The sequence below is a fragment of the Mesorhizobium sp. M5C.F.Ca.ET.164.01.1.1 genome, from assembly GCF_004792125.1.
GTDB lineage: Bacteria > Pseudomonadota > Alphaproteobacteria > Rhizobiales > Rhizobiaceae > Mesorhizobium > Mesorhizobium wenxiniae.
The window spans coordinates 433,769-459,321 of sequence record NZ_SRTG01000002.1; the positions used below are offsets into that span (position 1 = coordinate 433,769).

The 25,553-nt window shown below is 61.0% G+C and carries 17 protein-coding genes and 1 pseudogene; 11 read left to right on the forward strand and 7 right to left on the reverse strand.

Features of this window, described 5'->3' with window-relative positions; genetic code table 11:
• The first annotated feature begins 368 nt into the window (after positions 1-368).
• Positions 369-894: pseudogene (locus EN807_RS18780) on the forward strand (metallophosphoesterase family protein).
• Here EN807_RS18780 and EN807_RS18785 read toward each other — a convergent pair.
• The gene (locus tag EN807_RS18785; RefSeq protein WP_210239992.1) at positions 882-1,952 is read right to left on the reverse strand and encodes an MBL fold metallo-hydrolase; all 1,071 of its coding nucleotides are present in this window, start codon (positions 1,950-1,952) and stop codon (positions 882-884) included. The pseudogene EN807_RS18780 and the gene EN807_RS18785 sit on opposite strands and share 13 nt — an antisense overlap.
• 262 nt (positions 1,953-2,214) lie before the next feature.
• Between EN807_RS18785 and EN807_RS18790 the strand changes: the two genes are divergently transcribed.
• The 3 genes from EN807_RS18790 to EN807_RS18805 all read left to right on the forward strand — a co-directional run bounded on the left by EN807_RS18790 (position 2,215) and on the right by EN807_RS18805 (position 4,979).
• Entirely contained in the window at positions 2,215-3,363 is a 1,149-nt protein-coding gene (locus tag EN807_RS18790) for a DUF3182 family protein (protein ID WP_135936198.1), read from the forward strand.
• Positions 3,364-3,516: 153 nt separating this feature from the next.
• Entirely contained in the window at positions 3,517-3,738 is a 222-nt protein-coding gene (locus EN807_RS18795; RefSeq protein WP_065006890.1) for a hypothetical protein, read from the forward strand.
• A 713-nt stretch (positions 3,739-4,451) separates the two neighbouring features.
• Positions 4,452-4,979, forward strand: coding sequence for a ferritin-like domain-containing protein (locus EN807_RS18805; RefSeq protein ID WP_135936199.1), 528 nt, complete (start codon positions 4,452-4,454; stop codon positions 4,977-4,979).
• Positions 4,980-5,399: 420 nt separating this feature from the next.
• On the opposite strand, the gene EN807_RS18810 is transcribed toward EN807_RS18805, so the two are convergent.
• Positions 5,400-5,717 (reverse strand): hypothetical protein, encoded by a 318-nt coding sequence (locus tag EN807_RS18810; RefSeq protein WP_135936200.1) that lies wholly within the window; start codon positions 5,715-5,717, stop codon positions 5,400-5,402.
• A 268-nt stretch (positions 5,718-5,985) separates the two neighbouring features.
• On the opposite strand from EN807_RS18810, the gene EN807_RS18815 reads away from it, so the two are divergent.
• The 7 genes from EN807_RS18815 (at position 5,986) to EN807_RS18845 (ending at position 21,008) form a co-directional block, all read left to right on the forward strand.
• Positions 5,986-6,783, forward strand: coding sequence for a 4'-phosphopantetheinyl transferase superfamily protein (locus tag EN807_RS18815; protein ID WP_135936201.1), 798 nt, complete (start codon positions 5,986-5,988; stop codon positions 6,781-6,783).
• A gap of 226 nt (positions 6,784-7,009) precedes the next feature.
• Entirely contained in the window at positions 7,010-16,180 is a 9,171-nt protein-coding gene (locus tag EN807_RS18820) for a type I polyketide synthase (protein ID WP_135936202.1), read from the forward strand.
• A gap of 56 nt (positions 16,181-16,236) precedes the next feature.
• Positions 16,237-17,373: an efflux RND transporter periplasmic adaptor subunit gene (locus tag EN807_RS18825; RefSeq protein ID WP_135936203.1), complete on the forward strand. Its 1,137-nt coding sequence runs from the start codon at positions 16,237-16,239 to the stop codon at positions 17,371-17,373.
• 32 nt (positions 17,374-17,405) lie between these two features.
• The gene (locus tag EN807_RS18830) at positions 17,406-18,518 is read left to right on the forward strand and encodes an ABC transporter permease (RefSeq protein ID WP_246684215.1); all 1,113 of its coding nucleotides are present in this window, start codon (positions 17,406-17,408) and stop codon (positions 18,516-18,518) included.
• A complete protein-coding gene (locus EN807_RS18835; protein WP_127317149.1) occupies positions 18,518-19,210 on the forward strand; it encodes an ABC transporter ATP-binding protein in 693 nt (230 codons plus the stop codon). Before EN807_RS18830 ends, EN807_RS18835 begins: the two co-directional genes overlap by 1 nt.
• 252 nt (positions 19,211-19,462) lie before the next feature.
• Entirely contained in the window at positions 19,463-19,957 is a 495-nt protein-coding gene (locus EN807_RS18840) for a hypothetical protein (RefSeq protein WP_135936205.1), read from the forward strand.
• A gap of 487 nt (positions 19,958-20,444) precedes the next feature.
• Complete coding sequence (locus EN807_RS18845) at positions 20,445-21,008, forward strand: sigma-70 family RNA polymerase sigma factor (RefSeq protein WP_127317178.1); 564 nt, start codon at positions 20,445-20,447, stop codon at positions 21,006-21,008.
• A 439-nt stretch (positions 21,009-21,447) separates the two neighbouring features.
• On the opposite strand, the gene EN807_RS18855 is transcribed toward EN807_RS18845, so the two are convergent.
• The 5 genes from EN807_RS18855 to EN807_RS18875 all read right to left on the reverse strand — a co-directional run bounded on the left by EN807_RS18855 (position 21,448) and on the right by EN807_RS18875 (position 25,548).
• A complete protein-coding gene (locus EN807_RS18855; protein ID WP_135936206.1) occupies positions 21,448-21,651 on the reverse strand; it encodes a hypothetical protein in 204 nt (67 codons plus the stop codon).
• Between the two features lie 41 nt (positions 21,652-21,692).
• Entirely contained in the window at positions 21,693-22,583 is an 891-nt protein-coding gene (locus EN807_RS18860; protein WP_246684216.1) for a class I SAM-dependent methyltransferase, read from the reverse strand.
• A 62-nt stretch (positions 22,584-22,645) separates the two neighbouring features.
• On the reverse strand, positions 22,646-23,635 hold the full coding sequence (locus EN807_RS18865; RefSeq protein WP_135936208.1) for a GNAT family N-acetyltransferase: 990 nt from the start codon (positions 23,633-23,635) through the stop codon (positions 22,646-22,648).
• 9 nt (positions 23,636-23,644) lie between these two features.
• Positions 23,645-24,700 carry a glycosyltransferase gene (locus EN807_RS18870; RefSeq protein WP_127317155.1) on the reverse strand — a complete coding sequence of 352 codons (1,056 nt, stop codon included), beginning with the start codon at positions 24,698-24,700 and terminating at the stop codon, positions 23,645-23,647.
• Positions 24,697-25,548 carry a PIG-L family deacetylase gene (locus EN807_RS18875; RefSeq protein WP_135936209.1) on the reverse strand — a complete coding sequence of 284 codons (852 nt, stop codon included), beginning with the start codon at positions 25,546-25,548 and terminating at the stop codon, positions 24,697-24,699. The genes EN807_RS18870 and EN807_RS18875 overlap by 4 nt, the downstream gene beginning before the upstream one ends.
• Positions 25,549-25,553 lie beyond the last annotated feature (5 nt).

Below are 25,553 nucleotides of genomic sequence, written 5' to 3' on the forward strand. Positions count from 1 at the left end.
GAGACCCTATCCCGTCCACGGCGAGATAGCCATGGCGAGGGGCGTTACTCGGCGCACTCGTCACCGACGTTTGGGCGGCGCCTCTCCGGAGTTTCTGCTTCTGGCGCGTTCCGGAGATGGTTCAGACCCGACTTCCGGAGTTCAACCAGCGGACTCCCGTTAGCCACAGCTCCCACGTGTCGATGAGCTCACGGCCCAGGTTCTTGCGATCTCAAGGTAATGCCACGAAGGTCCTTGATGGAAGCCCCCGGCCGCTGCCAACACAAGCAGGTGGCCAGAGCGCGCTGGCGCACTATCTCATCGCGCTCGACTGGCTCGACGAATGTATGGCGAGGTTCGGACATTGTCCGCAAAGGCTGTGAACGACTATGATCTATTTCACGGCCGACACACATTTCAGCGATCCCCGCATCCTGCGTATTGATCGTCGCCCGTTCGGCTCGCTGGCAGAACACGATCGAACGCTGATTTCGCTCTGGAACGAAACCGTCAGCCCGGACGACGAGATCTGGCATCTCGGCGATTTTGCGAGGGGATCGACCGAATTCGTTTCATCGCTACTGTCGTCTCTTCATGGCCAGAAGCATTTGATTATCGGCAACAACGATGGCGCGGCGACCATAGAGGCTGCGGGTTGGGCCCAGCACACAACATTATAAGGAGCTGACGATAGACGGCAGGTTGCTGATCCTTTGTCACTATCCTTTTCGCACCTGGAATCAGATCGGCAAGAAATCGATCGATCTGCATGGCCATTCCCACGGCAGACTGAGCCCGGTTACACGTCAATACGACACGGGCGTCGACAGCTGGGATTTTCGCCCGGTCACCCTTTCCGCGATCCTTGCAAGCGGACGGCGACGAACGGTCCGCCGGTATATTCAAGGCAAGTGATCAAAACGCAGATCATACCGGCTATTGCCTAATGGCTGGTATTCTTCGTCGCGCGGTTGAGAAGCGCTTACGGCGACTAGATCTGCCATGAACTCTGCACGCAGTTCATCCTCGTGTCCGAGATAACGGGGCGAAAAGTGCATCGGCACGGCATGTTCAACACCTGCAAGCCTGGCGATAGTGCCGGCTTCGGCTGCCGTGAGATGCCGCTTCGCTGCGGCAAGCTCGCGATCTTCCTGCAGGAAGCCCGCCTCGATAAACAACTGGTTCGCGCCGTGCGCAAGCGCAACGACACGCGCAAGATTCGCCTCATTGAAGGCGAGATCGGTCGCATAGACAATCCTCTGCCCGGGACCGGTTCTCAGGGCTCCGGCACCCAGCAGTTCGCCGACCGAGATATGCCGATCCGCGGTTGGCGCCAGCGTCGTTTTCGGATCAGCCCCGCGCCGGACCGCACGCTTGGCTTCGCTCAACCAAGGTCCGACGCGCAAACCCAATGCTTCCAGTTGCGGTTTTTGCACATTGACCCGGATCTTTTCCTGAAACGCGAATGCAAGGCATGGAACGCCGTGGTCAAGCATTGCTGCTTCGACACGGAAATCGGGATCGTCGAGCAGGACATTTCCTTCGGCTGAGGTCGAGGCAGTATCCTCCCGAGCGAAGCCCGATCGCGCTCGAAACAGGCGGCAATGATGAAATCCGCCCGGCGTCCAGTCGCAGGCCGCTATCATGAAATCGTGGGACTGTTCGTCTAGGAGATTCCACGTGTATGCGTTGAGCTTGGCTTGCACAGCCGCGGTCAACCCAGGCGGGCCGAAGAAATGCACTGTTCTATTCCTGTATAGAAATAACCGCAGGAGCCGATCGAAGCCGGCGAAATGGTCCATATGCATATGTGATACGAATACATGGCTGACGCGCAGGATTTCGCGCGGCGATAGTGGCGACAGATCACCAATGTCGAAAAGCATCGCCCGGTTGCCGAATCGGAAATCCAGAAGGAGCCCCGCATCCGAGAAGGGGTCGTTGACCAGGCGCGGCTGAATCAGCAACGTCACCGAATTCACCCGATACTGTTTTCGAATTTCGCCACTAGGCGCTCACCTCAGACACGATCTGGACCTCACGTCTACCCCTTCAATCGCGCACTCCGGTAGCGGTTCCCGACGTATATCGCTCGAAAGGACGCAGAAGACGGCGAGCCGGCCAAGCCAGGCTGAACGTTTCCGCCATCTTGCGCGTTCTCTTGGGTCGGAGCGAATCGCGGCCCGAAACTTCGGCAATCCGCGGCCACAATGAGGTAGCACCGGAACGAACTAGATGACCGAGCACAGAGGCACTCAGCCGAGCGAGGCAAAAGGCACCGTGATCGCATTCTCCGCGCCGGGCTGCGAGCCCCTCTACGCTCACGAACGGGAAGCTATGGCTGCCGTTGCCCGCACGATTGCGACTCTCAAGGGATTTGCCTTCCAGCAGGGTCTAGGCAACAGCAGCGGCAACGGCTTGTATTTCGTGCCGGACGACAGCTTGCTTGCTCCCGATGCGGCACGGCTAGGTATCAACGGGCCGCAGGATCTCTTCGGCGGCGTGGTGCCTTGGCGCTTCGCAATGACCAAGGCGATAACCCATGAACTGGTCGACGGCTTGGCCAAGCGACCGAAAGAATGGTCAACCGACTTCGGCAGAACTGTCAGCGCAGCAGTATTGCCTGGCTACACGGTATTTTCGCGGCACGATGCGCTGCGAGCAGCGGAACGTCTGCTGAGGCTCGGGCAGGCCCGGCTTAAGCCACCGCTTTCCTCGCGAGGCCAGGACCAGCACATCGTTCGCACGGTCGCTGACGTCGAGGGACTGCTCGAGCGATACCGCTTCCTCGACTTGGACGAGTGCGGTCTGGTGCTCGAAGCGGACCTTCGTGACATCGTCACGCTAAGTGTTGGCAGAACGGAGATCGACGAAATAAGGGTCGCCTACTACGGCACTCAAAGGACGACGACCGATAATGCGGGACAATCCGTTTATGGCGGATCCGATCTCATTGTTGTGCGCGGCGGATGGGAAGCTCTCGAACACCTTCAGCTCCCTCGCGCACTAGCTTTGGCAACGGCGCAGGCGAGGGCCTATGACGCGGCGATGGCTGGCTATCCTGGATTTTTCGCCTCGCGGCGCAATTACGATATCGGCCAGGGGTTCAATTCATCGGGTACCTGGCGATCCGGTGTGCTCGAAGCCAGCTGGCGTATTGGCGGCAGCAGTACTGCCGAGCTTGCGGCAATAAAAATTATGAAGCAAGACCCGGCCATCCAACTCGTCCGTGCGTCCGCAATCAAGGCGTTCGGCAATACCAGCCGGCTACCAGTGAAGGCGGACATTCACTTTCAAGGAGAAGACCCCGATGACGGGCCGATTACGCGCTATACCGTGGTCACCCATGCGACCCGGGAGCCGCCAAGGAAAGCGGCCGATTAGCATCGTAGACTTGCCCTGCGCCATCGATGGTCGCTGCACAACTCTGTGCCATTTGCGCCGGCCAATGAGCGTCAAATTTAGGATCGCAAAACGCTTAAGGGCCAGGGAACATCCGTGGGCGGCTTGAGTTGTTCCGGCATAAAAGGAGCTGCCATGCCAACCATCTACAACAAACGACAGGATTCGGAGGGCTTGTGGGAAGTCTATGACGACGAGAGCGAGGAAGCCGTCGTAGTTGACGGTTTGCCGCTCTCCGGCCTGGATGAAATCGAAGCCGACGAAGCCATTAGAAAACTCAAGCGGGGCGAGGTGACCTCCGACAACATTCCGCCGACGGCTCAGTCTGGGTGGCCTCCTACCAAAGACGGGATATGATGGGCTCAAGCTGTCTTGACTCGAACCGAGAGCGGACTGTTTCAGAGTTTCAAGATCCGGTGTTCAGAACGCACTGGCCAGCGGTAACTATCTGCGCTAAACCCTGCTGTTCATTGGCTTTGAACATTCGGCCCCAGCCAAGACGCGCTCGTTCGTATTCTGGAGGATCGCGACAATCCGTGATGCCGATCGCTGTACATTTTCGGACCAAGCCCGTCGGATCAGCGCGAGCTAGGTTGCAGGGGCCACATTTCCGGTGCATTCTCGCTGTCGTCAATGACCAAACAGTACCTTAACCACCAGTTGGAGTGCCCTTATTGCCTGACAATAAGGCTGAGGATTCCGGCCGACGCCGGTCCCGAGGACAGGATCGTTTGCGACGACTGTGGCGAATTCCTGGGTACATGGGATGATTTGCTTACCGATTTTGAGAAGCAGGGCGGACAGGATGGAGTGTTCCGTCTCGACAAGGGCCGTATCAGACGGATCGATTGAGCCTATTGCCCGGCGCGGGCCGATCGGGGGCGGGCCCGAAAGGCCGGCGCTGCGCCTCCGCTCGCCAGCGTGACCTTTTGCAGCACCTGACTATGCGAGCCCGGGGCCTCGGAAAATTTCCAGCGGCTCGAATCATAGGGAACTTGTTGCCGGCCGGCGGGGTTATCGGACGCCTTCCTAGTTAGGGAGGCTAGCTCCAACCCCAGCGGGAGAAGACCATGCCAACTGCGAAGAAAGCCGCGAAAGCGACAACCAAGGGTCTTGAGGACCTGTTCCTCGACGGGCTCAAAGATCTTTACTACGCCGAAAAGAAAATCCTGAGGGCTCTGCCGAAAATGGCGAAAGGTGCGGAGTCGGAAAAAGTGACTGCTGCCTTCGAAAAGCATCGCATGGAAACGGAAGCTCACGTCGATCGCCTCGAGGAGGTGTTCGAGAAATTTGGCAAGGCAGCACGCGGCAAGACCTGTCCGGCGATCGACGGCATCATTGAAGAAGGCTCGGAAATCCTCGAAGAATATGAAGGTGCTCCTGCGCTCGATGCCGGTCTGGTCGCAGCGGCGCAAGCCGTCGAGCATTACGAGATCGCCCGGTACGGTACTCTTGTTGCCTGGGCAGAACAGATGGGAAAGGCCGATGTCGTCTCTCTTCTCAAAGCGACGCTCGAGGAAGAGGTCGCGACAGACGAAGCGCTGACAGGTCTGGGCGAGGGTGGTGTCAACGAACGTGCCCTTCAAGCGGCCGCGTAATCCCTATGACCTGAGCTTGCGGGTTCCGGCATGAAATCGCCAGGGGCTCCGCTCAGATACGCAGATATCTGGTTTGCCATCCGAGTACTGATTCGGCAGTTGAAGGAGATTTGCCTGCAACTGCCGAGTCAGCCGACAATTCAGAGCCGGGTCGAGGATCGGTGACGCTGCAATTGCTGTTGCTGGGTGGCATGCAAAAACACGCGCGTGTTGGTGCTAGGCGCATACGCGCTCGCGTCCGGTATTCTTAGCGGGTGGGCCCCGAAGCCCTGGCAGCAGCGCATCGCCAGCTGTTTCATCATTAGCCTGGGCGTTGGCATGGCCGTGAGTAGCGGATAGCCGACCCGACGCGGCTATCGGCATCGCGCCTACCAAACACTCGCCAACCAGAAGGCGGGCCGCTGCCCGCCTTCCCATGGTTCAGTTATTTGTCGTCCCGCCGCCGAGCTTTTTGACACTGCTGCAGAATTCAGGATGAGTGTTGGCGGCGTTGGCGTTTGCCGCCTCCTCATCGCAGACTTTTGTCATGGCCATGCGGTCCTCGTCCGTCAGCGCTTTCCAAGCTGCCGTGAACTCGTCGTCGGACCGCAGGGTCGTCATGCTAGTGTCTGTGTAGAACGGCTCCATCTTTGCGGGGTCATCCAAGGCAGACGTGCCTGTGTCGGCGCCTGCCGCGAGAGAAACGCCGCTTACCATAGAAAGCGCCATCGCGCCTAGACAGATCATCTTGTATCTCATGACAAGATCCTTCCGTTGTTACTGGTCGCTAATGCAACGACCTGCTGGCAAACGGCCTGTTTCAGAAAAAGTTCCTTTCTCACTTGCTGGCACGGCACTTGACCCGTGCTTTCTACAACCCGGATGGCCATCGCCAAGAGCGCGCTTACCTCTATCCTAAACTGGGGCGAAATCTGCTAGCGTTCCTTAATGGCTAATCACCAGCTACCATTGGCGTCGAACGAGCCGACGCCATGCCGCGCTCTTCTGTCGGCGAGGAAAGTGTAAGATGAAGCAGAGCGGTGTTGTCTTGCAAGACGATGGCGCGCGGGCGACGCCAGTTCTCGGCTTCGATGTCCATATATGGCGGATCGCCCTCGATACTCCAATTTCACAAATGGACCTGACCGCGCTTAGCCCAGCTGAATTGACCAGGGGCAGTCGGTTCTTGTTTGAGCGCGATCAACGGCGTCACTTGGCAGCTCATGCCGCCTTGCGCACTGTGCTGTCAGTTTACATCGGCCAAGCGCCAGAAGAGCTTGATCTGCGCGAGACCCCCGAAGGAAAGCCGGTCCTTGCAGACGGGCGTCTCGCCTTCAACCTTTCGCATTCGGGCGAGCTTGCCCTTGTGGCCGTGGCCGCCGCCGGGCAAGTCGGCGTGGATATTGAACTCGTCGCCCCACTGAGCGACGAGATGTCCATCGCCCGCTCTCTGTTCGCGCCCAGTGAAGTCACCCAGCTCGAATCCCTGACATCAGACGCCCGTCGCCTGATGTTCTACCGGTTTTGGACTTGTCGCGAAGCTTTGCTCAAGGCGGCAGGCGTCGGCCTCTCCGGAGAAGGACTCGAAATAGGCATGGAGGCGAACGGCGAGGCCTATGTCCTATCACCGCCCCTGGGGCTGATTGAGCCGACCAGGCTCGGTGAGTTCCGCCCAAGCGCACACCATGTGGCCGCCGTTGCCTGGAGTGCACGCGGTCCGCAGGCGGTCGCACGTGTCTTCGACTTCGACAATACGGCTCGCCTTGACGCTTCAGCAATTGGACGTCGGTTAGCGCCTGGTATTAAGCCCAGCGCGGAAGATTGAGCGGACGGTGCTCCTCTCAAAAAAGTAAATCGGCTTAAAAAAGCTGTCGGATCGGCTTAAAAAGCAGTCATATTGGCGCAAAAGCAGTCAGATCGGCTTAAAAGACACATCTTCCGACAAAGATGCTTGCCTGGTGAATTTGCGCTTGGAGCTTCCGCAAGGACATGCATTTAAATGCACCGTGGGTTGTGCAACCCACGGTGCATAACTAGGCGGGGGTCTGGGCATGAACATTCATCGTGGGGGCGATGCGCCTCAGCACGTCATTGATTCTACACAGCCAGTCGCGGTTATCGGGATCGGTTGCCGGTTCCCTGGAGGGATCCAGGACGCGGAATCGTACTGGAACTTTCTCTTGGAGAAGAACTGCGGCATCGTTGATATCCCGGCGGACCGCTGGAACGTCGACGCCTTCTACGATCCGGAGCCCGATGCGCGGGGAAAGATGCGGACGCGCTGGGGCGGATTTCTTGCCAGCGATGTTTTCGGCTTCGACCCGAGTTTCTTCGACATGTCGCCCCGCGAGGTGACAACGATGGACCCGCAGCAGCGCCTGGCGCTGCAAGTGGCGTTCGAGGCCGTCCAGGACGCCCACCGCACATTGGCCGATCTGCGTAGCGCACGCACCGGTGTATTCCTTGGTATCTCGACCAACGATTTCGCGCAGAACCTTCGCCGCGGACGTGTCGGTGGCGGAGATATCTTTGCCGGCACGGGTTCGGCGTTCTCGATCGCAGCTAATCGAATCTCCCACCGCTTCGATCTGAAAGGGCCGAGCATTGCCGTCGACACGGCATGCTCGTCGGCGCTCGTCGCTATCGACCAGGCAGTGCGTCACCTGAGCACGGGCACCTGCGACATGGCGCTGGCAGGCGGCGTCAACTGCATGCTCGATCCAGGTCCGTTCATCGCATTCTCCAGCGCCAATATGCTTTCGCCGACCGGCGGCATCTACACGTTCGACGAAAGGGCGGACGGCTTCGTTCGCGGCGAAGGCTGCGGCTTCGTATTGCTGAAGCCGCTCGACCGCGCAATTGCGGATGGCGACCGGATCTATGGGGTGATCCGTCATTCGATGGTCAATCAGGACGGATATACGCCAACCCTGACGTCTCCGAGTGGGGAAGCGCAGCAAGCGATGCTGGAGGCGCTCGTAGAAGGCGCTTCCATCGATCCGGCGGATGTCGACTATGTCGAGGCACATGGAACCGGCACGCCGGTCGGGGATCCGATCGAGGCGGCTGCCATCGGCCGCGTGTTCGGTGTGAATTCACGGCCAAAGCCGGCCTATGTCGGATCGTTCAAGCCCAATCTCGGCCACCTCGAATCCGCTTCGGGTATCGCTGGTTTCATCAAGACCGTGCTGACGGCGAACCATGCCATCGTGCTGCCGAACCGGAATTTCGAGCGCCCGAACCCGAGCATTCCCTTCGACGCGCTAAACATCGCCGTAGCAACGAAGCCGACGCCAATCGACCATCACGGCCGACCGGCCATGGCGGTGGTCAACTCGTTCGGCTTCGGCGGAACCAATGCCTCGATCGCCGTGGAAGGATGGCGGGGACTGTCGCCGAGCGTCAATCGTGCGCCAAGGCCGGTAATAGCCGGCCATCCGATAGCCGTCCCGATCTCGGCCGGCAGCACGGCGGGACTGGAGCTGTGGGCAGGCCGTCTGGCGGATGCTCTGGAGGAGGGGGGCTCCCTGGCGGAGACGCCTGTCGAAGACATCAATGCCCATTTGAGCAGCGCGCGCGATAACTTCGCCCAACGGGCCGCGCTTATCGTCGAGCCAGAGCGCACCGCGCTCCAGACCCAGCTGCGCGCATTGGCGAAAGGAGCCGTTGAGCAGAACGCGGAAGGGCCGACCATCATCACCGGCAGGGCCTCCTCCAACCGTCGGCTCGCCATCGCCTTCTCGGGCCAGGGCGGCCAGTGGTGGGCCATGGCGCGCCGCCTGTTGAAGGAAGACCGCACGTTTCGCCGAACGGCCGAGATGTTCGACGAGGTGCTGCGTCCGATGGTCGGCTGGTCGACCGTCGAGGAGATGCTACGGGACGAGACGAAGACCCGTATCAACGATGCCGATGTCACGCAGGCCTCCATCTTCGCCACACAGATATCGCTCTACGAGCGCTGGATGAAGATCGGCGTGCGGCCTGAGCTTCTGATCGGTCACAGTTTCGGCGAGGTCGCGGCCACGTATGTTTCAGGCGTCATCGATCTCGAGACGGCGGCCCGCATCATTGCCAAACGCGGCCTCATACCGCTGAAAAGCGAGCGGCGCGGTGCAATGGCCACGATAGGGCTGACGGTCCAGCAGCTCGAGCCTTTCCTGCCCGACGACGAAAGCGTCGTCATTGCTGCCTATAACGGCCCGATCGCTCAGACGATCTCCGGCATGGAGGACGCGGTGCTTGGCCTGCTGGCCAAGGTCGCGGAAGCCTATCCCGACGCGACGGCCCGCCGCATGACCATGGATTTCGGGTGGCACAGCGCGCATCTGGAAGATTGCAAGGAATGGTTCCTCGGCGAACTTGGTCCGGTTGCCTGGAAGGAAGGCCGCCTGCCGATCATCTCGACTGTCACCGGCATATTCGAAACAAAGTTTGACGCTGACTACTGGTGGGCCAATTTGCGCCAACCTGTCAGCTTTACCAAGGCATTGGACTTCACCCTCGATTTCGGCATCAATACTTTCCTGGAAGTCGGTCCGCACCGCACGCTGACGCCGCTCATCCGAGGCATTTCGCAGGAACGCGGGGCAGACGTCGCCGCGGTGAACTCGCTCGATCGCAAAACTGATGATTTCTGGACGCTGGCGCGGGCCGAGGGCAGCCTGCGCGTTGCCGGTGTCGAATTCCACCGGCCGAAACCATCGAGCGGTCGGTTGGCCATTCCCAAACTACCCTGGAACAACCAGCGCCTGCTGAACACGTCCGAGGAGACCAAGAGCTTCCTGTTCGAGGCGCCCCGGCACGCTCTGCTTGGATGGCGCGACTTCACGGCGGGACCGTCCTGGACGAACGAAATTACGCTCAGAGGCTTCAAATTCCTGGCTGACCACCGCGTCAGCGGCGACTGCCTGTTCCCGGCCGTCGGTTACATCGAAATCATGGGTGCCGCGCTGCGCGACCATTTCGGATCCGAGTCCGTGGAGCTGCGCGATTTCAAACTGTACGAAGCGCTTTCCATCGCCGAGGACGACGTCATACTGGTCACGACGACGTTCGATCCGATCGGTAGCAGGCTGCGCATCTCGACGCTCCATCGGGACTCGGAAGACGGCTGGAGGGCGCGTGCCGAGGCCTATGGCTTCAGCCACAAATACGAACTTGCACCAGCTCCCGCTGACCTCCTGCGGGATCGCCCAAGCCTTGTCGAGAAGACGGAATTCTACCGTCTCGCCGAACGGCACGGCCTTGAATACGGCCCCTATTTCCAGTCAGTGAGCGCGCTCGATATCATCGGCGACCGCCTGGTTGCCAGGCTGTCGAGCAAGGATCCCAACCTGTCGAAGCAGTATTTCGCCTTTCCCGGACTGCTGGACGCCGTGCTCCAGGCCGGCATCGGCCTGGCTTCGCATAAAGACGGCGTGTGGGTTCCTGGTGAACCGCTGCCGCCGGCGAATGAAGACAAGGCCCAGTACCAGCTGCGCCTGCCGACCGGGGCGCGCAAGATCCTGCTGAGCGCCCCGATGACACCCGACGTGATCGTCGACATCCGGCCGGGCCTCGATCCGTACTCGATTCGGTTCAGTGTATTCTCGCCGGAAGGGCAGCCGTTGATCGTTCTCGACAACCTGCAGACAAAGGCGCTGGGCAAGGTCAGGGTCGGCCGGACCAAACAGGGCGCCGGCTCCGTCTCCAGCGTTTTCGAGGAGCATTTCGAGAAGCAGGAAGCCAAACCCGCAGCACCCTCATTGCGTTGTGCTCACTGGCTGGTGGTGGGTGACGGAACGCAGCGTCTGGAAGCCACATTGGCCGAGTTGGTCAGCCGCGGAGTGACGGTCGAAGTCGCAAATCCCGCGCCGTTCTTGAATCTCGATTCGGATGAAGCGCTCGCCACGATCCGGGCATTCATGACCAAATCGGATGGGAAGGGTGGCATCCTGTTCAGCGCCGCCGTCGCCGAGACGCTCGACGAAAAAGCAGGCGGGGACGCGCTTCTCGCCACGATTACGCCTGTCGTCCACCAGTTCATCACACTTGGAAAGGTCGTCGACCGGCTGCACAGCTCGTCCGAACCGCGGCCCGAACTGGTTGTCTTCACGTCCGGCAGCCGGCTCATGCAAGGTGACCAGCCGATGAGCCTTTCCGGCCTGAGCGAGAGCGCCTTGATCGGTATTTCTCGCACAATGGCAAACGAGTTCAAGGGCTTGAGCATCCGTCTTATCGATGCGGATACCAGGTCGCTGCAGTCAGGGATAACGACTTCGGACGCCGTGCTGGAGGAAACTGCAGAAACGGAATTCGTCCTGCGCGGCGCCGAACGCTATGTCCCGCGTCTGGAACAATTGGCTTTGCACGAAGTCGCGCCGTCGCGGCGGACGCTGGAGACCGCGCGGGATTCTTCCAACTTCGCCGTCACCATGACGGGACCCGGCACCATAGACAACATAGTACTGCGCGAAATCGCCGATCCCGAATTGGCGCCGAACGAGGTCATGGTCGAGGTCGCCGCGGTCGGCCTGAATTTCCGCGACATTATGGCGGCTACCAGCATCCTGCCGGACGAACTGGAGAATGACGAGGCGTATTGGCGCAATCTCGGGCTGGAGTTCGCCGGGACCGTTCGCAAAGTCGGTGATCGGGTGACCAATCTCAAGCCCGGCGATCGCATCATGGGCATGGGCAAGGGCTATCTCAGACGCTTCGCCAAGATCCGGGCGGATCTCGCCATGCGCGTGCCCGACGGCATCGATCTGATCGAGGCCGCGACCCTCCCGACAGCCTTCCTTACCGCTCACTACGCTCTCACGCATATCGGCAGATTGGCGGAGGACGAAACCGCCCTCATCCATCTGGCTTCGGGTGGCGTCGGCCTCGCCGCCATCCAGGTCGCGCATGACGTAGGCGCTCGAGTCTTTGGCACTGCCGGCAGCGACACGAAACGCGCCTTCCTGAAGAAATGGGGCGTGGACGAGGTCATGAACTCGCGCGCCCTCGATTTCGCCGACGAGGTGCGTTCCCTGACGCGCGGCCGCGGCGTCGACGTGGTGTTGAACGCGCTGTCTGGCAATGGCATCGACAAGAGCCTCGAGTGCCTGGCGCCGTTCGGCCGCATGGTCGAGATCGGCAAGCGCGATCTCGCCGACGACAAGCCGATCGGACTTCGCTCGCTCTATCGCAACAACGCCTATTCGGTCATCGATCTCTCGACGCTACCCGTGGAGAGGGAGAAGCTCTTCAGGCAATTGCTGGCGGAGGTGGAGGCAAAGGTTGCCGCCGGGGCTTACAAGCCGCTGGAGGCGAGCCGTTTCCCGGCATCGCGTGCTGCGGAAGCCATGCGCATGCTTTCGCGAGCGCTGCACATCGGCAAGGTGATCGTCACTTTCGACGAACCTTCCGTGGACATCGAACTTGACCTCGGCGCACAGTTCGCCGTCTCCGCTCAGGCCTCCTACCTCGTCACCGGTGGACTCAAGGGCTTCGGCGTCGCAATCGCCGATTGGCTGAGTCAAAAGGGCGCGGGAACCATCATCCTTGCCAATCGAAGCGGTGTTCCCGATGCCGAAGCGGCTGCAGCCATTGATATAATGGAGCAACGCGGCACGCGGATCATTCGCGCGGCTTTGGACGTGACCGATGCAGCAGCCGTCGACAGGCTGATCGAGGAACATGCTGCGGGAGACGCCCCACTGCGCGGCATCGTGCATGGCGCTGCGGTGATCGAGGATGCCTTCGTCTCGCAGCTCGATGCAGGCAAGATCGACCGCGTGCTGCGGCCGAAGATAACCGGCGGATGGAACCTGCACGTCGCCGTCGTCGAACATGATGTTCCCCTGGACTTCTTCGTGAATTTCTCCTCGATCGCGCAGGTTATCGGTTCGTCGGGGCAGGCCAACTATACGGCGGCCAACTCTGTTCTGAACGCAATCGCCACGTATCGCAGAGGTCGCAACTTGGCCGGCTCCTCCGCGGCCTGGGGCATGATCGCCGGCAGTGGTTTCGTCGCCAGGTCGGAAGCAATGACCAACTATCTCGACAGCGTCGGCATCAAGCCTGTGCAGGATTCCGAAGCGGCGGCAGCCTTGTCCTATCTGTTGCGCGCCAGATCGGAGAACCTCGGCTTTGCCAACATCGACTGGGCCGCGATCGCACGTACGAACCCGGGCGCGGCGACGAACCCGAGGATTTCGCCGCTGCTTGGAGACAGAACCGGAGGGCGGTCTCGCATTCAGGCCGAGCTGGCGGCCGCGCCACGCGAGGCGTGGGACGACTTGCTTGCGGACATGATCCGGCGCGAGGTGGCGAAAGTCCTGAAGGTCGAGGCAATCGCCCTGGCTGATGACCGCAAGCTCAGCGAACTCGGTCTCGACTCTCTGTCGTCGTTCGAGCTGAAGAACCGCGTCGAGGCCCAGGTCGAAGTCGACATCCCTGTCGCCAAGTTCCTGCAGGCGCCGACTATCGCGGGGCTCGCCCGTCTCGTGGCGTCCGCCTTTGAGGCGAAGCTCAAGGCGTCCGCGTTGCTGGTCTCGGCCGCACAAGTGAGTTCCGACGCCGCTGCAGTGCAGGAAGCCTTCCGGCCTCTTGGCCGCCAGGTCCATGCGATGATGCTGGATGGACGGCCGATGTCGTCGGCCGTCGCAAAGGCTGACAATCAGATCCTGGTCGAGACGAGCATCGCGCCTGGCGTGTCGCTGGCCACGCTTGCGTCAAGACTGGCTCGACTGGTCGAGAGCCACGATGCGCTCCGGATGACGGGTGCGACATCGGCGTCCGGCGCGGTGGAGATCGGCTTCGAGGCCCAACTTGTTGTTGAAGTGCTTTCGCCGGGCGGTCGTTTGGGCGATGTCGCGTTCCCTGGTCCGCTGTGGCGCATCGGTGCGTGGCAGCGGCAGGATGGCGGTCACGAGCTACAAGTCCGGGCTCATCGCGCGGCTGCCGACGCTTTGTCGGTTCATCTTCTGCTCGCGCTGCTCGCGCAAGACGAGGAGGAAGCGGTCGATGCCAGGCCCAGTTTTGCCGACCACGCACGCAGGGTCCATCCGGTTCCTGGATCGAGCGAGTACCGTCGCGATCTCGCCTACTGGAAGGAGATCCTTCACTACGCGCCTGCGATCGTACCGATACCCGGCCGCAGTCGCGCCGCGTCTCCCGCCGGTATGGGATCGAACCGGGGCCGTGTCGGGTTGCTGGAGATCACGCTTCCCGCCGCAGCGTTCGCGCCGAAATCGGAGCTGCTGGCCGCGCGCTTCCTGACCGCCTATGCCAAAACCTTGGCAAACCGCTTCTCCCGCCGGTCGTTGGTCGTCGACCGCTGGTATAGCGAGCGCGGGGAGGGGACACCAAACGGATTGATAGGCCCCCTGGACGGGTCCTACCCGGTTGTCCTGCGAGCCATGGATGAACCCGGTTACGATCTGCTCAGGAAGGTCGAGCGCGCCGACGCAAACGGTCACGCGCACCGGTCAATGGATACGTCGTCCCTGGAACTGGCGCTCGAAGAGGACCTGCGCGTTCGCCACATTTCGCTGCGCCAATTCGGCTTCGCTTTCCTCGATGGGAGCCAAGTTACCGCGCTCGCCGCTCTCGTCCATCCTCTCGACGCGATTGCCGCATCCGCGCACGAGATCCAATTGTCCGCAGCGGTCAGCGAAGCCGCTGTTGTCTGCCGGCTGACCGTGGATCTCGACGTCGTCGAGGAAGCAACGGCGCGGTTGCTGCTCGATGAGTTTCTCGGCGAGCTCTCCTCCCAGCTTGAAACGTCAGGCCCCCTGGTGCCCGAGGCAATGCTCTGGAGGGTGCGCGAGTGGTCCGGCCAGCCGAGTGCAAGCGTGAACGTCGAGCGCTCGTTGCTCGATGGCGTGCCCAACGTCGAAAGAGAGATTGCGGTGACCAGCACGCAATTGGGATTGCTGCGTTTCCAGGAACATCCGGACGCGACTGCGCATGCCCGTGCCGCGTTCCTGGTGAGCAAAGAGTTCAAGATCCGGCCGCAGATGGACGCCGAACGTCTCAGGCGAGCGATCGAAACGATCATGGCGCGCCACGAGGTGATGCGAACCCGGTTCTTCCGCAAGGGGGCTGGATACGGCGCATATCTGGAAAGGACGCCGACGGAGTTCTTCAGGGTCGAGCAAGTTGCCGACGAGGCCGAAGCAATGGAGCGCGCAACGGAACTTGCGCAGGAGCGCATAGACATTGAGGCACCGATGTTCCGTGTCACCGTCATCCGGTTCGGCTCCGAGTGCGACCTAATCGTCGCCAAGGCACATCATCTCGTCGTTGACGGCTATTCTCTCGGCCTCATCGTCGAGGAGACAGTCAAGGCTTATCTCGGCCTGCCGCTTGATCCCGTGGAAATGAGCATCGATCGGTTCATCCGGGATTTTGACCATGTCGGAAAACCCGGCTCGTTCGAACGGCGCGACGCATTCCTGCGCAAGGTATTCGCCGAGCCCTTGCCGGATATTCCCAATCTGGGGCGCAAGGCGAAGGGCCGGCGGACGAATGTCAATCTGGTCGATTGCAGCCTCGGCGAGGGCGTGACGCTCTCGATACCCGGCGACCAGCAGGATATGCTGCGCAAGCGTGCCAGGGCAGCCGGCACGACGGAAACGGCCATGATCATCGCGGCCTTTGCACACACCATTGGTGTGCGGGGTGGCGTCGATGATATGGTCCTGCAGATCCCAGCTGCCTTGCGCCACGACCGGAGGCTGGAGAACTACGTCAACTTCGTCGCCTCGGACGTGCCCGTACGCGTGCGTCTGTCCCGGTACGAGACGCTCGAAGCACTCGCCGTTTCCATCGGAGAAGGGATCGACGAGGCCATCCAATTCGCGCCCTTCATGGATTCGAATTACTTCGGGGACGTTCATGACGATGTCGTGGCCAAGGGGTCCTACACTTCCCTCTTCGTCGTCGGCACCCAGACGGTCGAAAGATGGACGCAGGCCACGCAGTCGGCCCCGCTTCAAAGGGCCAATGCAACCGGCGAGCTCGACCTCGGCATGTTCAAAGTAACGCCCCTGCCTGACATGCGGCGAGAAAAGCCACGCACCAGCGAGCTAGACCTGCGTACCTATCCGAGCGGGACCGGTCTTGGTCTGTTCATGACATACGATCTGCTTGGCTATGACGATGCGGAGGCGCATGACATTCTGCGGGAGGTCATCGAACGGCTGGTGGCCGGCCAATCGACAGTCGATGCCGTCGAGCAGGCGGCGGTGTAGTATTGCGCGATTCTTGGGTTGACGGGGCCGGCCGAAGCCGGTGCGGGTAAAGGCACGTGGTTCGCTTCATCTTAATCTTGTTTGCCGTTCTGGCGGCAGTCGGGCTCTTTTCCGGATGGTACATCTGGCCTGCTCAGGTCGAGTCCTATGTCGCCCAGCAAAGGCTGATCGCGCGTGAGATCGCCGGGCCTGGCCTGCTTGGCGCGACCAATCAGGTTGTCGTGACGGCACGGATCCAGGCGTTCCTGGCCGAGGTCCGCGTCGATCGGAATGACGAAGTGAAGACAGGCGATATACTCGCCACCCTCAACGCGACCGAACTCGAGTACCAGCTTGCCGCCGCGGTCGCCAACGACCGGGCCGCTGCGGAGAGCGTGCGCGAGGCCGAGCTGGAGCGCGACCGGCTGGCCATCGCCGCCGGCACCGCTCAGGCCGATCTGGGGCGCAGGAAGCTCCTCCTGGCCAGCAAGTCGATTTCCAAATCCGACTTTGACCTCGTCGAGGGCACCCACAAGCAGGCTGAGGCCGCATTGGCGCGAGCGACTGTTACCATCGAGCGTGCAAAGGCCCAGGCCGCGGCCTCGGCCGCCGAGGTCGAGCAACTGCGGAGCCGCGTCGGCGAAACCTCCATACGCTCCCCAGTTGACGGTGTCGTCGTTTCCCGCAGTCGCACAGTCGGCGACCTGCTTTCGCCGGGCGTCGAACTGATGCAGATCGTCGATCCGAAATCATTGCTGGTCTTTGCACGCTTCGATGAATCCGCAATGGGGTCACTTCGGCCTGGGCAGGTCGCGAAGGTCACGTTCTCATCAAATCCGCAGCGGCCCTATGCCGCTTCGATCCTGCGGATCGGCCGGCAGGTCGACCAGGAGACGCGTGAGTTCACGGTCGATCTGAAACTGGACGAGGTGCCTGCGAACTGGGCGGTTGGGCAGCGTGCGAGCATCATCATCGAAGCGGAATCGCCATCGCCGGGCATCGCCGTGCCACAGCGTTTCCTAGCCAGGAACCAGGGGCGGGTGGGTCTATGGGTTGCCCGCGAAAGCCGGGCCTTTTGGGCGCCCGTTTCACTGGGCTATTCCAGTGGTACCGATATCGAGATCACGCGCGGCCTGAAAGTCGGGGATGTGGTACTCAGTCCGACAGGCCGCTTCCAGTACCAGGCGGTCAACATACAGGCATCAGGCGGGTGAACCTCGCGATCAAAGATATCAGGCACAACCTGTTGAGGTTCGTCCTGACTGTCTTCGGCGTTGGCCTGCTGATGGCGGCGACGATCGGCATGCTGGGCATGTATCGCGGCATCGTCTACGAAGCACTCATCGTGATCGATGGCATTGGTGCCGACCTCTGGGTCGTCGAAGGGGGAAAGTCCGGACCGTTCGCCGAATCTTCCGCCGTTCCGGCCAATCTCGATCGCCGTGTGGCCGGCGTGGCCGGCGTTGCGGCGACGCGGCGGTTCATCCAATACAATCAGCAGTTCGATGTCGACGGGGCTCCCCTGCGCATGTCGGTCACCGGAGTAGACTATCCAAGCGACAGTGGTAGTTGGATACCATTGACGGCGGGCCGTCACGTCCAATCGAATCGTTACGAGGCCATAGCCGACAAAACGCTCGGCCTGGCTGTTGGCGACGAGATCCGGCTTGGACGGGACAGCTATACGATTGTCGGCGTGTCGACCGGGCAGGTCGACATGGGTGGCGACGGCCTGCTGTTCGTCACCATCCCGGACGCGCAGGTCATCAATCAGCTGCTGCCCAGCGAAGCGATCCTCCTCAACCGCGCCGCCAAGGGCAAGACCCGCATGGGTCTCGGCGACGATTCCGGAAGTGTCGCCGCGGTGATCGTCGAAACTCTCCCGGGCGCCGACAAGGAGGTCGTGCGGGACGCGATCAAGCGCTGGGGTGATGTCGAGGTCCTGACTCAACAGGACCAGGAAACGCTTTTGCTGGACGGCCGCCTCGGCAAGCTCCGCGTCCAGATCCTGGCTTTCACGACGATGACGCTGCTCATCTGCTGCGCCGTCATAGCGCTGACCATCTATACGATGACGATCGAGAAGGTCGCGCAGATAGCGCTTTTGAAGCTGATTGGGGCTCGTGACAGGGTGATCATCGGCATGATCGCGCAGCAAGCGGGGATGATCGGGTTTTGCGGCCTCGTTCTGGCCATCGCCATCTCGTTCACGATCTATCCGAGATTCCCGAGAACCGTGCTGATCACCCAACCCGACCTTGGCGTGTTGTCGTTGGTGCTCATGGCGCTCAGCCTTGCGGCCAGCTGGTTTGCGATCCGTCGTGCGCTCGCGGTCCGTGCCCAGGAAGTGCTGGCCTGATGTCGCAGCGCCGCCTCGCCACGCTGGAGGTCCGCAGCGCCAGCAAAGTCTATGAGAGCGGGGGCTCTCCGGTCACCGCGCTGGCTGAAGGTTCGCTGACCTTGAGCCCGGGCGCCGTTAGCGGCATCGTTGGCCCCAGCGGCTCGGGCAAGACGACACTGCTGATGATCGCCGGCCTGCTGGAGGCTCCGACTACCGGAGAGGTTCTGTTCGACGGCAAGGTGATTTCGCGTCCCGGTGCTAAGCTCAACGAGCTGCGGACCTTCAGGCGGACCCATCTTGGCTTTGTATTCCAGAAGGCGAATTTGATCCCTTTTCTCACGGCAGCCGAGAACGTCGCCATCGCCATGCACGTCAACGATGTCGGCCGACAGCAGGCCCAGATGCGAGCCGCGAGGCTGCTCGATGCGTTGGGCATGGGACATCGCGGCTCCAACTATCCGTCCCAGCTTTCCGGCGGCGAGCAGCAGCGCGTTTCGATCGCGAGGGCCCTGGCTAATGATCCAACCGTCATTTTGGCCGACGAACCCACCGCTGCGCTGGATGGGACGCGGGCGGAGATGGTGATGAAGGTCTTCAGGCATCTGGCGGACAGTCGCAATGTCGCGATCTGCGTTGTGACCCACGATACGCGCTGGATGACTTACTTCGATTCGACGCTCGAACTCGAAGACGGCCGAGCACGGAGGTAGACACCCGCCGCTGCGAATGACCGATAGCCACCGGCATTTTCGCGCTTGCGGCATTCTCAACCAAGCGCTCAAACCATCCCGGTCGCACGTTACCGCAGTTTGCCGCATCTACAGGCCAGAAATCGCGTCGACCAGTATGCGTTGCAGCGATAGCGGCGGCTCGCTGAACAAGAGCTATCGCATCAGTGCCGGGTGAATGGAACATCTGCCGACCATTGCCGTTGATATACTCGTCAGGCGAAAGGGCTGCATATGTCAAAAATTCAGGCGGTAACTCCAGAGCATTTGCAGCGGCTCAAGCTCGAAGCGTCTGCTTATTTTGGTCCGAAAGTGCTCCACGAAGCATTATTGCGTCTTTGCCAGGCTTGCGGAAGCGAAAGCCTTGACCGGTTCGAGAAGACTATGGTCGATCAGATCGAGGCGATGAATGATGAAAGGGCCGATTTCGAGACAATGAAGGAATTTGCCATCGAACAGCTTTACGCCTGCGTTCGAGAGGTCAGTTGTTCGCCGAAAATGAAACAGCCGCTGGAGGAAGCAGAAACCCGTAGGACACTTGGTCGGTCGGAAGAGCCGAAGACCTTGGAAGACCAGTTGCAGGCCGGACTTGAGGATTCCTTTCCCGCGAGCGATCCGCCGGCCGTGGTGTCCACAGCGATCTCCGGCGGGGCGAAAAAGCTGGTTGGGACCGACGAAGTGCTGAAAAAGCGGCGAGAGGAAGCGGCTAAGAGCAACGACCGGTCATAAGGTGACTCCCGAGCGAAAGGGATGCTTCCGCCCACTTGGTCGCCGCGGCTCCCGTAACCATACAGATGGCCTGCATGCACCGGCGCCGGAGCTTGCCGGCCGCCTGTCGCGCCGACAGCCGCAACTTCCGGCAGGCCTGGACAATTGCTTAGCCGTCTCTTTTATTCCAACCTTATCAGCCTTATCAGACTTATCAGTCTTCATCCGCATCGGCACCTGCCTTGGCCAGAAGCGGCTCGGCTTGCGAGGTGAAATCGATGAAAGGGCGGGGACATTTCCCTTGGCCGCTCCGATAAGGCGGGCGGGGATTCGCCGCTACCAGCTCAGCCCAAAACGCACGGCCTGCGCGTATTTCGGCCAATCCAAGATTTTCTAGCGACTTATTTCTATGTCCGGAACGATCCAAACCTTCATGCATTTAGCTAGGTCTGCGTTCATCAACTCTTTCTTGCTGGGAGCTGGACCATTGTCCTCCAGGGGCTATGCCTTGGCCAACCGGGAAACGGATGAAGTTTCCATCGTTGACCTGATACCTGCCTTGCGAGCTTTTGCGCGCAGTTTCTGCCGTGTTCCTGACGATGCCGATGACTTGGTCCAGGAGACATTAACCAAAGGGCTCGCCAACATCGATAAGTTCGAGCCGGGAACGCGTATGAAGTCATGGCTCTTCACCATCATGCGCAACACCTATTATACGCGCATCAAGGCCGCCGATAGGGAAAAACCCGGCCTGCTTGACTGTGCCTCTCTGATCCCGATTTCGGAAGCTACGCAGGAGTGGTCCGTTCAGAGCAAGGAAGTCTACAGCGCGGTCCAGATGTTGCCGGAACATCAGCGAGAGGTCCTGATGCTGATCGGGGTTCTTGGTGTCAGCTACGAAGAAACTGCCGAAATTTGCGGTTGCGCGGTAGGAACGGTAAAAAGCCGGCTCAACCGAGCGCGCGCCAGCGTGCTGGAATACCTAGGCGAAAGTTCGTTGCAGACATTGGTAGAAAGACGCAATCACCTGTCCGAAGCACAGGGAAACTTCGCAGTCGACAGGCGTCGATAGCTAGTCCTCTTTCTTCGCTTTGCATCGACGCTTCTCGACAAGCGCGTTCTGCAATTGAACCGCGAGGTTGGTCAAGCGGTCGGGGACCTTTTCCTGCTCGATGGCAGTCAGCAGAGTTGCAATCTGCCGGTCTATTGCCAGCCGGAGTTGCGGGCTGATTGTATCGTCGCTCGAGCGAGACATAGTGTTCTCTTAACGAATTGGTCCCTTCACCAGTGTGGTGACAGCAATCAGCGTTTGCAAGGACTCCACACGCCGTCCCAGCAGTCAGCGCCGTCCCTTGCACAGCATTGTTTCGAAGCCGCTAGTCTCGTCGGGGAAGCTATGCTTTCCCCTCCGGTTCTCCCCGGCAATCTTGCCGGGTGCGCTCGATAATTCGACTCTCGCGACCTCAACTGCCACTGGTCATGATTCGCGTTAGCGGCTGCAACAGTCAGTCTTAAGAGAGCCGATCTGCGGCGTGATACTGATCGGAATTGATCCGATTGCCATCGAGCCGGCGTCGCTCGGTGTGCTGCTTCCTAGGCTCTGTTGGAGAAGAAAGCCGCGTTTCCTCGACCTTGTCCTTGGGCAAATCGGTCATCGCGCGGGCGCCGGAGCCTTTACCCTGACGGCAGAGGTGATGTCTACCGCCGGATGCCATCTAGTCCTCCTTCGGATTGTGGGCACTCACAGGTGCTTTTTCTATTTGACGCCCGAACAATCATTGGGCCGTAATGTTCCGTCGGATGCAGTAAGAAGAAAGGCATTGCCATCCCACAGCCGGAAAGGCTTCTCGCCGTCAACCACGACCTGCATGCCGTGGGCTTCGGCGAGGCGGTGAACATCGGCACGATCCAGCGCCGGCGGTCCGCGATAGGAGTAATTCAGAAGTGCTGCCATGCCTGACGTTCTCAGAACACGCGCAATTTCCTTGAAATACCGCTCCGCCAGGCCCGCCAGCACTAGATAGGGGAAGCTGTCGACAGCCAGCACGCAATCGAAGCTTGCGTTGCTGAAATCGGCAAGATCTAGACCAGAGGTCGACCGCAGGTCCACATTGCGCAGCCCGGCACATCGCCGACGAGCAACCGAAATCATCTTTGAGGATACGTCGATGCCGACGAGCCGGTGCGCTGCATCCGAGAGCGCGCTTTCGAAACGTCCGATACCGCAACCAATATCCAGAATGGTTCGGTCGGTGCCGGTGAAGCCTTGCCTTTCCAGCCATGCGACGATCTCGTCGGTGGCGGCGGTGAGTTTCTCCTCGTCTCCCAACGAAGACAGCTGAACGCTCGCCGCCAGGGAAACCGTCGCCGCTGCATCAAAGCTGGCGGCCAGCCGCCTGACCACCGCGGCGTCAGTTTCCCACCCATCGCGCTCGTGGCGAACGGCCGCACCTGTCTCACGGAGCATGGCAAAGATATCAGGCCTATGACGAAGAAGATCGGCGATCCGCTCCAGTCTGTCTCGTTTTCGAAGGTCGGCTGAACACATATCCAGCGCCACATCGGCCAATTCTGCGGCATCGATTCCCGTCTCGAAGCGAAGCGCCAGTCTGGCGATGATGGCTTCGACGCAGGCGCCGTCGGCCATGCACTCATCGAGCACCATTCTTGCAGTCGACGCCTGTGGCGATGGCTTTCGTTCAGTCGTGCTCATTGAGCGATGCTCCGCGTCCAGACCTTTCGCATTGTCCATTGGTCGACGGCGCCCCAGCCGTATTTGTAGGTTTCCTGGCCGCGCAGAAAGTCGAACTCCCGCGCCCCTTCACGAGCCGCCTCGGCAATCGCGTGGCCGATGAGGATTGCGCCGGGACTTTCCTCAGCATAGGCCGGATCAAAACCGCCAAGGTAGGCGTAGGCGCGGTGGCGATGATGAAATCCGTAGTAGGCGCCGACGACCGCATCATCGATAGCAACAAGCCAGCATCGGATAAGGCCCTGTGCGGCAAGCAGGGGAAGCGCCTGCCGATGGAATTCTTCTGCAGCCGGATCGGCCAGCACGCCATCGCCATGCCCGGCCCAGCGCGCGCCGTGAAGGCGGATCAGGTGATCCAAGAACGTTTTGGGATCGGCTTGCGCCGACATGATGGAAACGCAGCCGCGCCTGCATGCGGCTTTATGTGCGCGGCGCAACTGGCGTCTTCGCCGCGCCGGAACGCAGACCGCCAGCGCCTCGTCCCCGGCAATCGAGAGCACGGGACAAGCAGCGTGATCGACGAGTTGACCTGCCTCCAGCGCAGGGTGCGTTATGGCGAGACCCGCGGCACCCGCCGGTAGGTCTGGCAAAATCCATTGCAACCAATTGAGCGCAAGAACCCGGTCGGCGATGACGGCGGCGACAGCCGCTTCGATGCCGGGGAAACACAGGACATCCAGATAGTCGCTCAACGAAATCCCGACCGGAAGCAGTTTCGAACCAGAAGTTCTGTGTTCTAGATAAAGCGGCGCCAATCCCACCAGATCGTCGCCACGCCAGACGGCGATCGTCGCCAGTTCTCCGGGCGCGAATGTGCGCCACCACGGCACCAGCCAGGCGGGGCATTGAAATGGCGTCGCCGTCCGGCTGTGCGCCCAGAGCTCCCGCCAGCGCGGCGCCAGGGCCTCAAGGGCGGCCGGATCGTCGATGATCTCAGAGCGGAGCATGAAAACCGCTCACTGCACCGGACTGCGGCCGGCACCAAGCTCTGCCAGCGCATGGTACGCGTCCATGTAAGACGAAATCATTTGGTCGAGCGAAAAGCGCCGCCGCGCCTCGGCCCGGCATATCTCGGCATCCAGGCGGGATGCTGCGACGATGGCTCCCGCCATCTCATGGACGTCATTGACCAGAAAGCCCGTCCTGCCGTGTTCGACCACGCCCGGCAGCGCGCCGTTTGGAAAGGCGACAACCGGCGTGCCGCAGGCCAGCGCCTCCATCGCGACAAGCGAACTGGTTTCTGCGGCAAGGCTGGGAATGACCAGGCACCGGGCGGCATTGAGAAAGCGCCGTTTGGCGGTGAAGCCGAGCGGACCGAGGAAGCGGCGCTGCTTGTCGAGGCGCGGCTGGACCTCATCACGAAAGTACAGAGTGTGCGTTTCATAGGGGTAGACCTTGCCGCCGATGACCAGCGGCACACCAGCCTGTTTGGTCGCATCCAGTGCAAGATGGATGCCCTTTTCCGGGCAGATGCGGCTGAGCACCAGTGCGAAATTGCGCTTGGACTGCCGACCGCTCAGCGCGTCGATATCGACGCCGTTTGGAATGGGCGCAGCCAGTTTGGCACCCGGCGGCGCGGTCCTCTGTTGGGCCGCAGAGACGGCGTGCAGCCATAGATCGTCACGGATTGGGCGCAAAGCATCGGACGGATACCAATCGAGCGGCAGGTGCAGGCTTACAAGCGTCGGGCCATGGTCAGGCAGATAGGCATCGAAATCGATGCCGTGCAGATGAACCACGTCGATCGGCCAACGGGCGCGTGCGACGTCTATCGCTGCGCGGTGGGAGCGCTGTGCCCGTTTTTTCGCCCCATCGTCGAGCACGCCTGGTTCAGCAGGTGTCTCGATGAGGACGCCCGCTGCTTTGGAGCCCTGGCAACCGATTACGATGGAGCCGTGTCCCGCGCGCACGAGTGCCTGGTCGAGCATCGACAGCACCTGCTCGGCACCGCCAACCGCATCCGGGCCGACTGGCGCGAGAGGGTAGGCGACGTTCAGGACGGTGAGGGTCATGGCCGGCCGAGCCCAAGCTCCTCATGTGCAGCGGCCGCGGCGTGGAGCCAAACCGCCGGCTCGAAGCCGAGCGGCAGCGCCTCGTAAAAGAGCTTGCCGTTGTTCGGCAGCGCCAGGAAATCATAGGTGGGCGCCACCCGGAAACGTTCAACGCGCGCCGTAAACGGCGCCAGCGTCCGTTGCTGTGTCCGGTGGCAGGCCAGCATGCACTGCTTCCGTTCGAAGGCCGCTTCCGTAAGGTGGAGTTCGATGCACTCACCGCCGGGATCGCTGTTGAAATCCTGGAGGACTGCGCCCTCAGGTCCGGCGCAATAGAACGCCATTTCGACGATGGCCGGCGCCGGGCGTCCATCGCGGCGCAGCAAATGGCAGGCCGCATGTACGGCAAAGGCCGTCGCGTCATGATCGGGGTGACCGCCTTCATAAGGATGCGTACAGACGAAACTGACATTGCGATCGGCCAAAAGGCCGGTCAGCTCCCGTGCGAGCGAGCCAAGATTCCCGGCGGCTTGTTTGTCAGGATAACCGAGGCTGATCATGGCCGTCGACGGAAATCCCGCTGCCGCCAGCGCCGTCTCCAATTCCCTATGGCGGGCCTCGGCGTAGTCCTGCCAAGTCTCGAAGCCGTACGCTCGCGCGTCATCAAGGTCTCGCGGCGCGCCGTCAGTGACATGCACGATGCGAGATCCGCGCAATCCGGCAAGATGTCCGCCGATGCCGATAGTCTCGTCATCCGGATGCGCGACAACGATCATGATTTCAGCACCGTCAGAGCCGTGCGGGGCAGCGCCTGTCAACAGGGCCGCGAATTCGGCAATCGTTCCGGATCTGTCAGGTGCGTGTTGCATTGCTC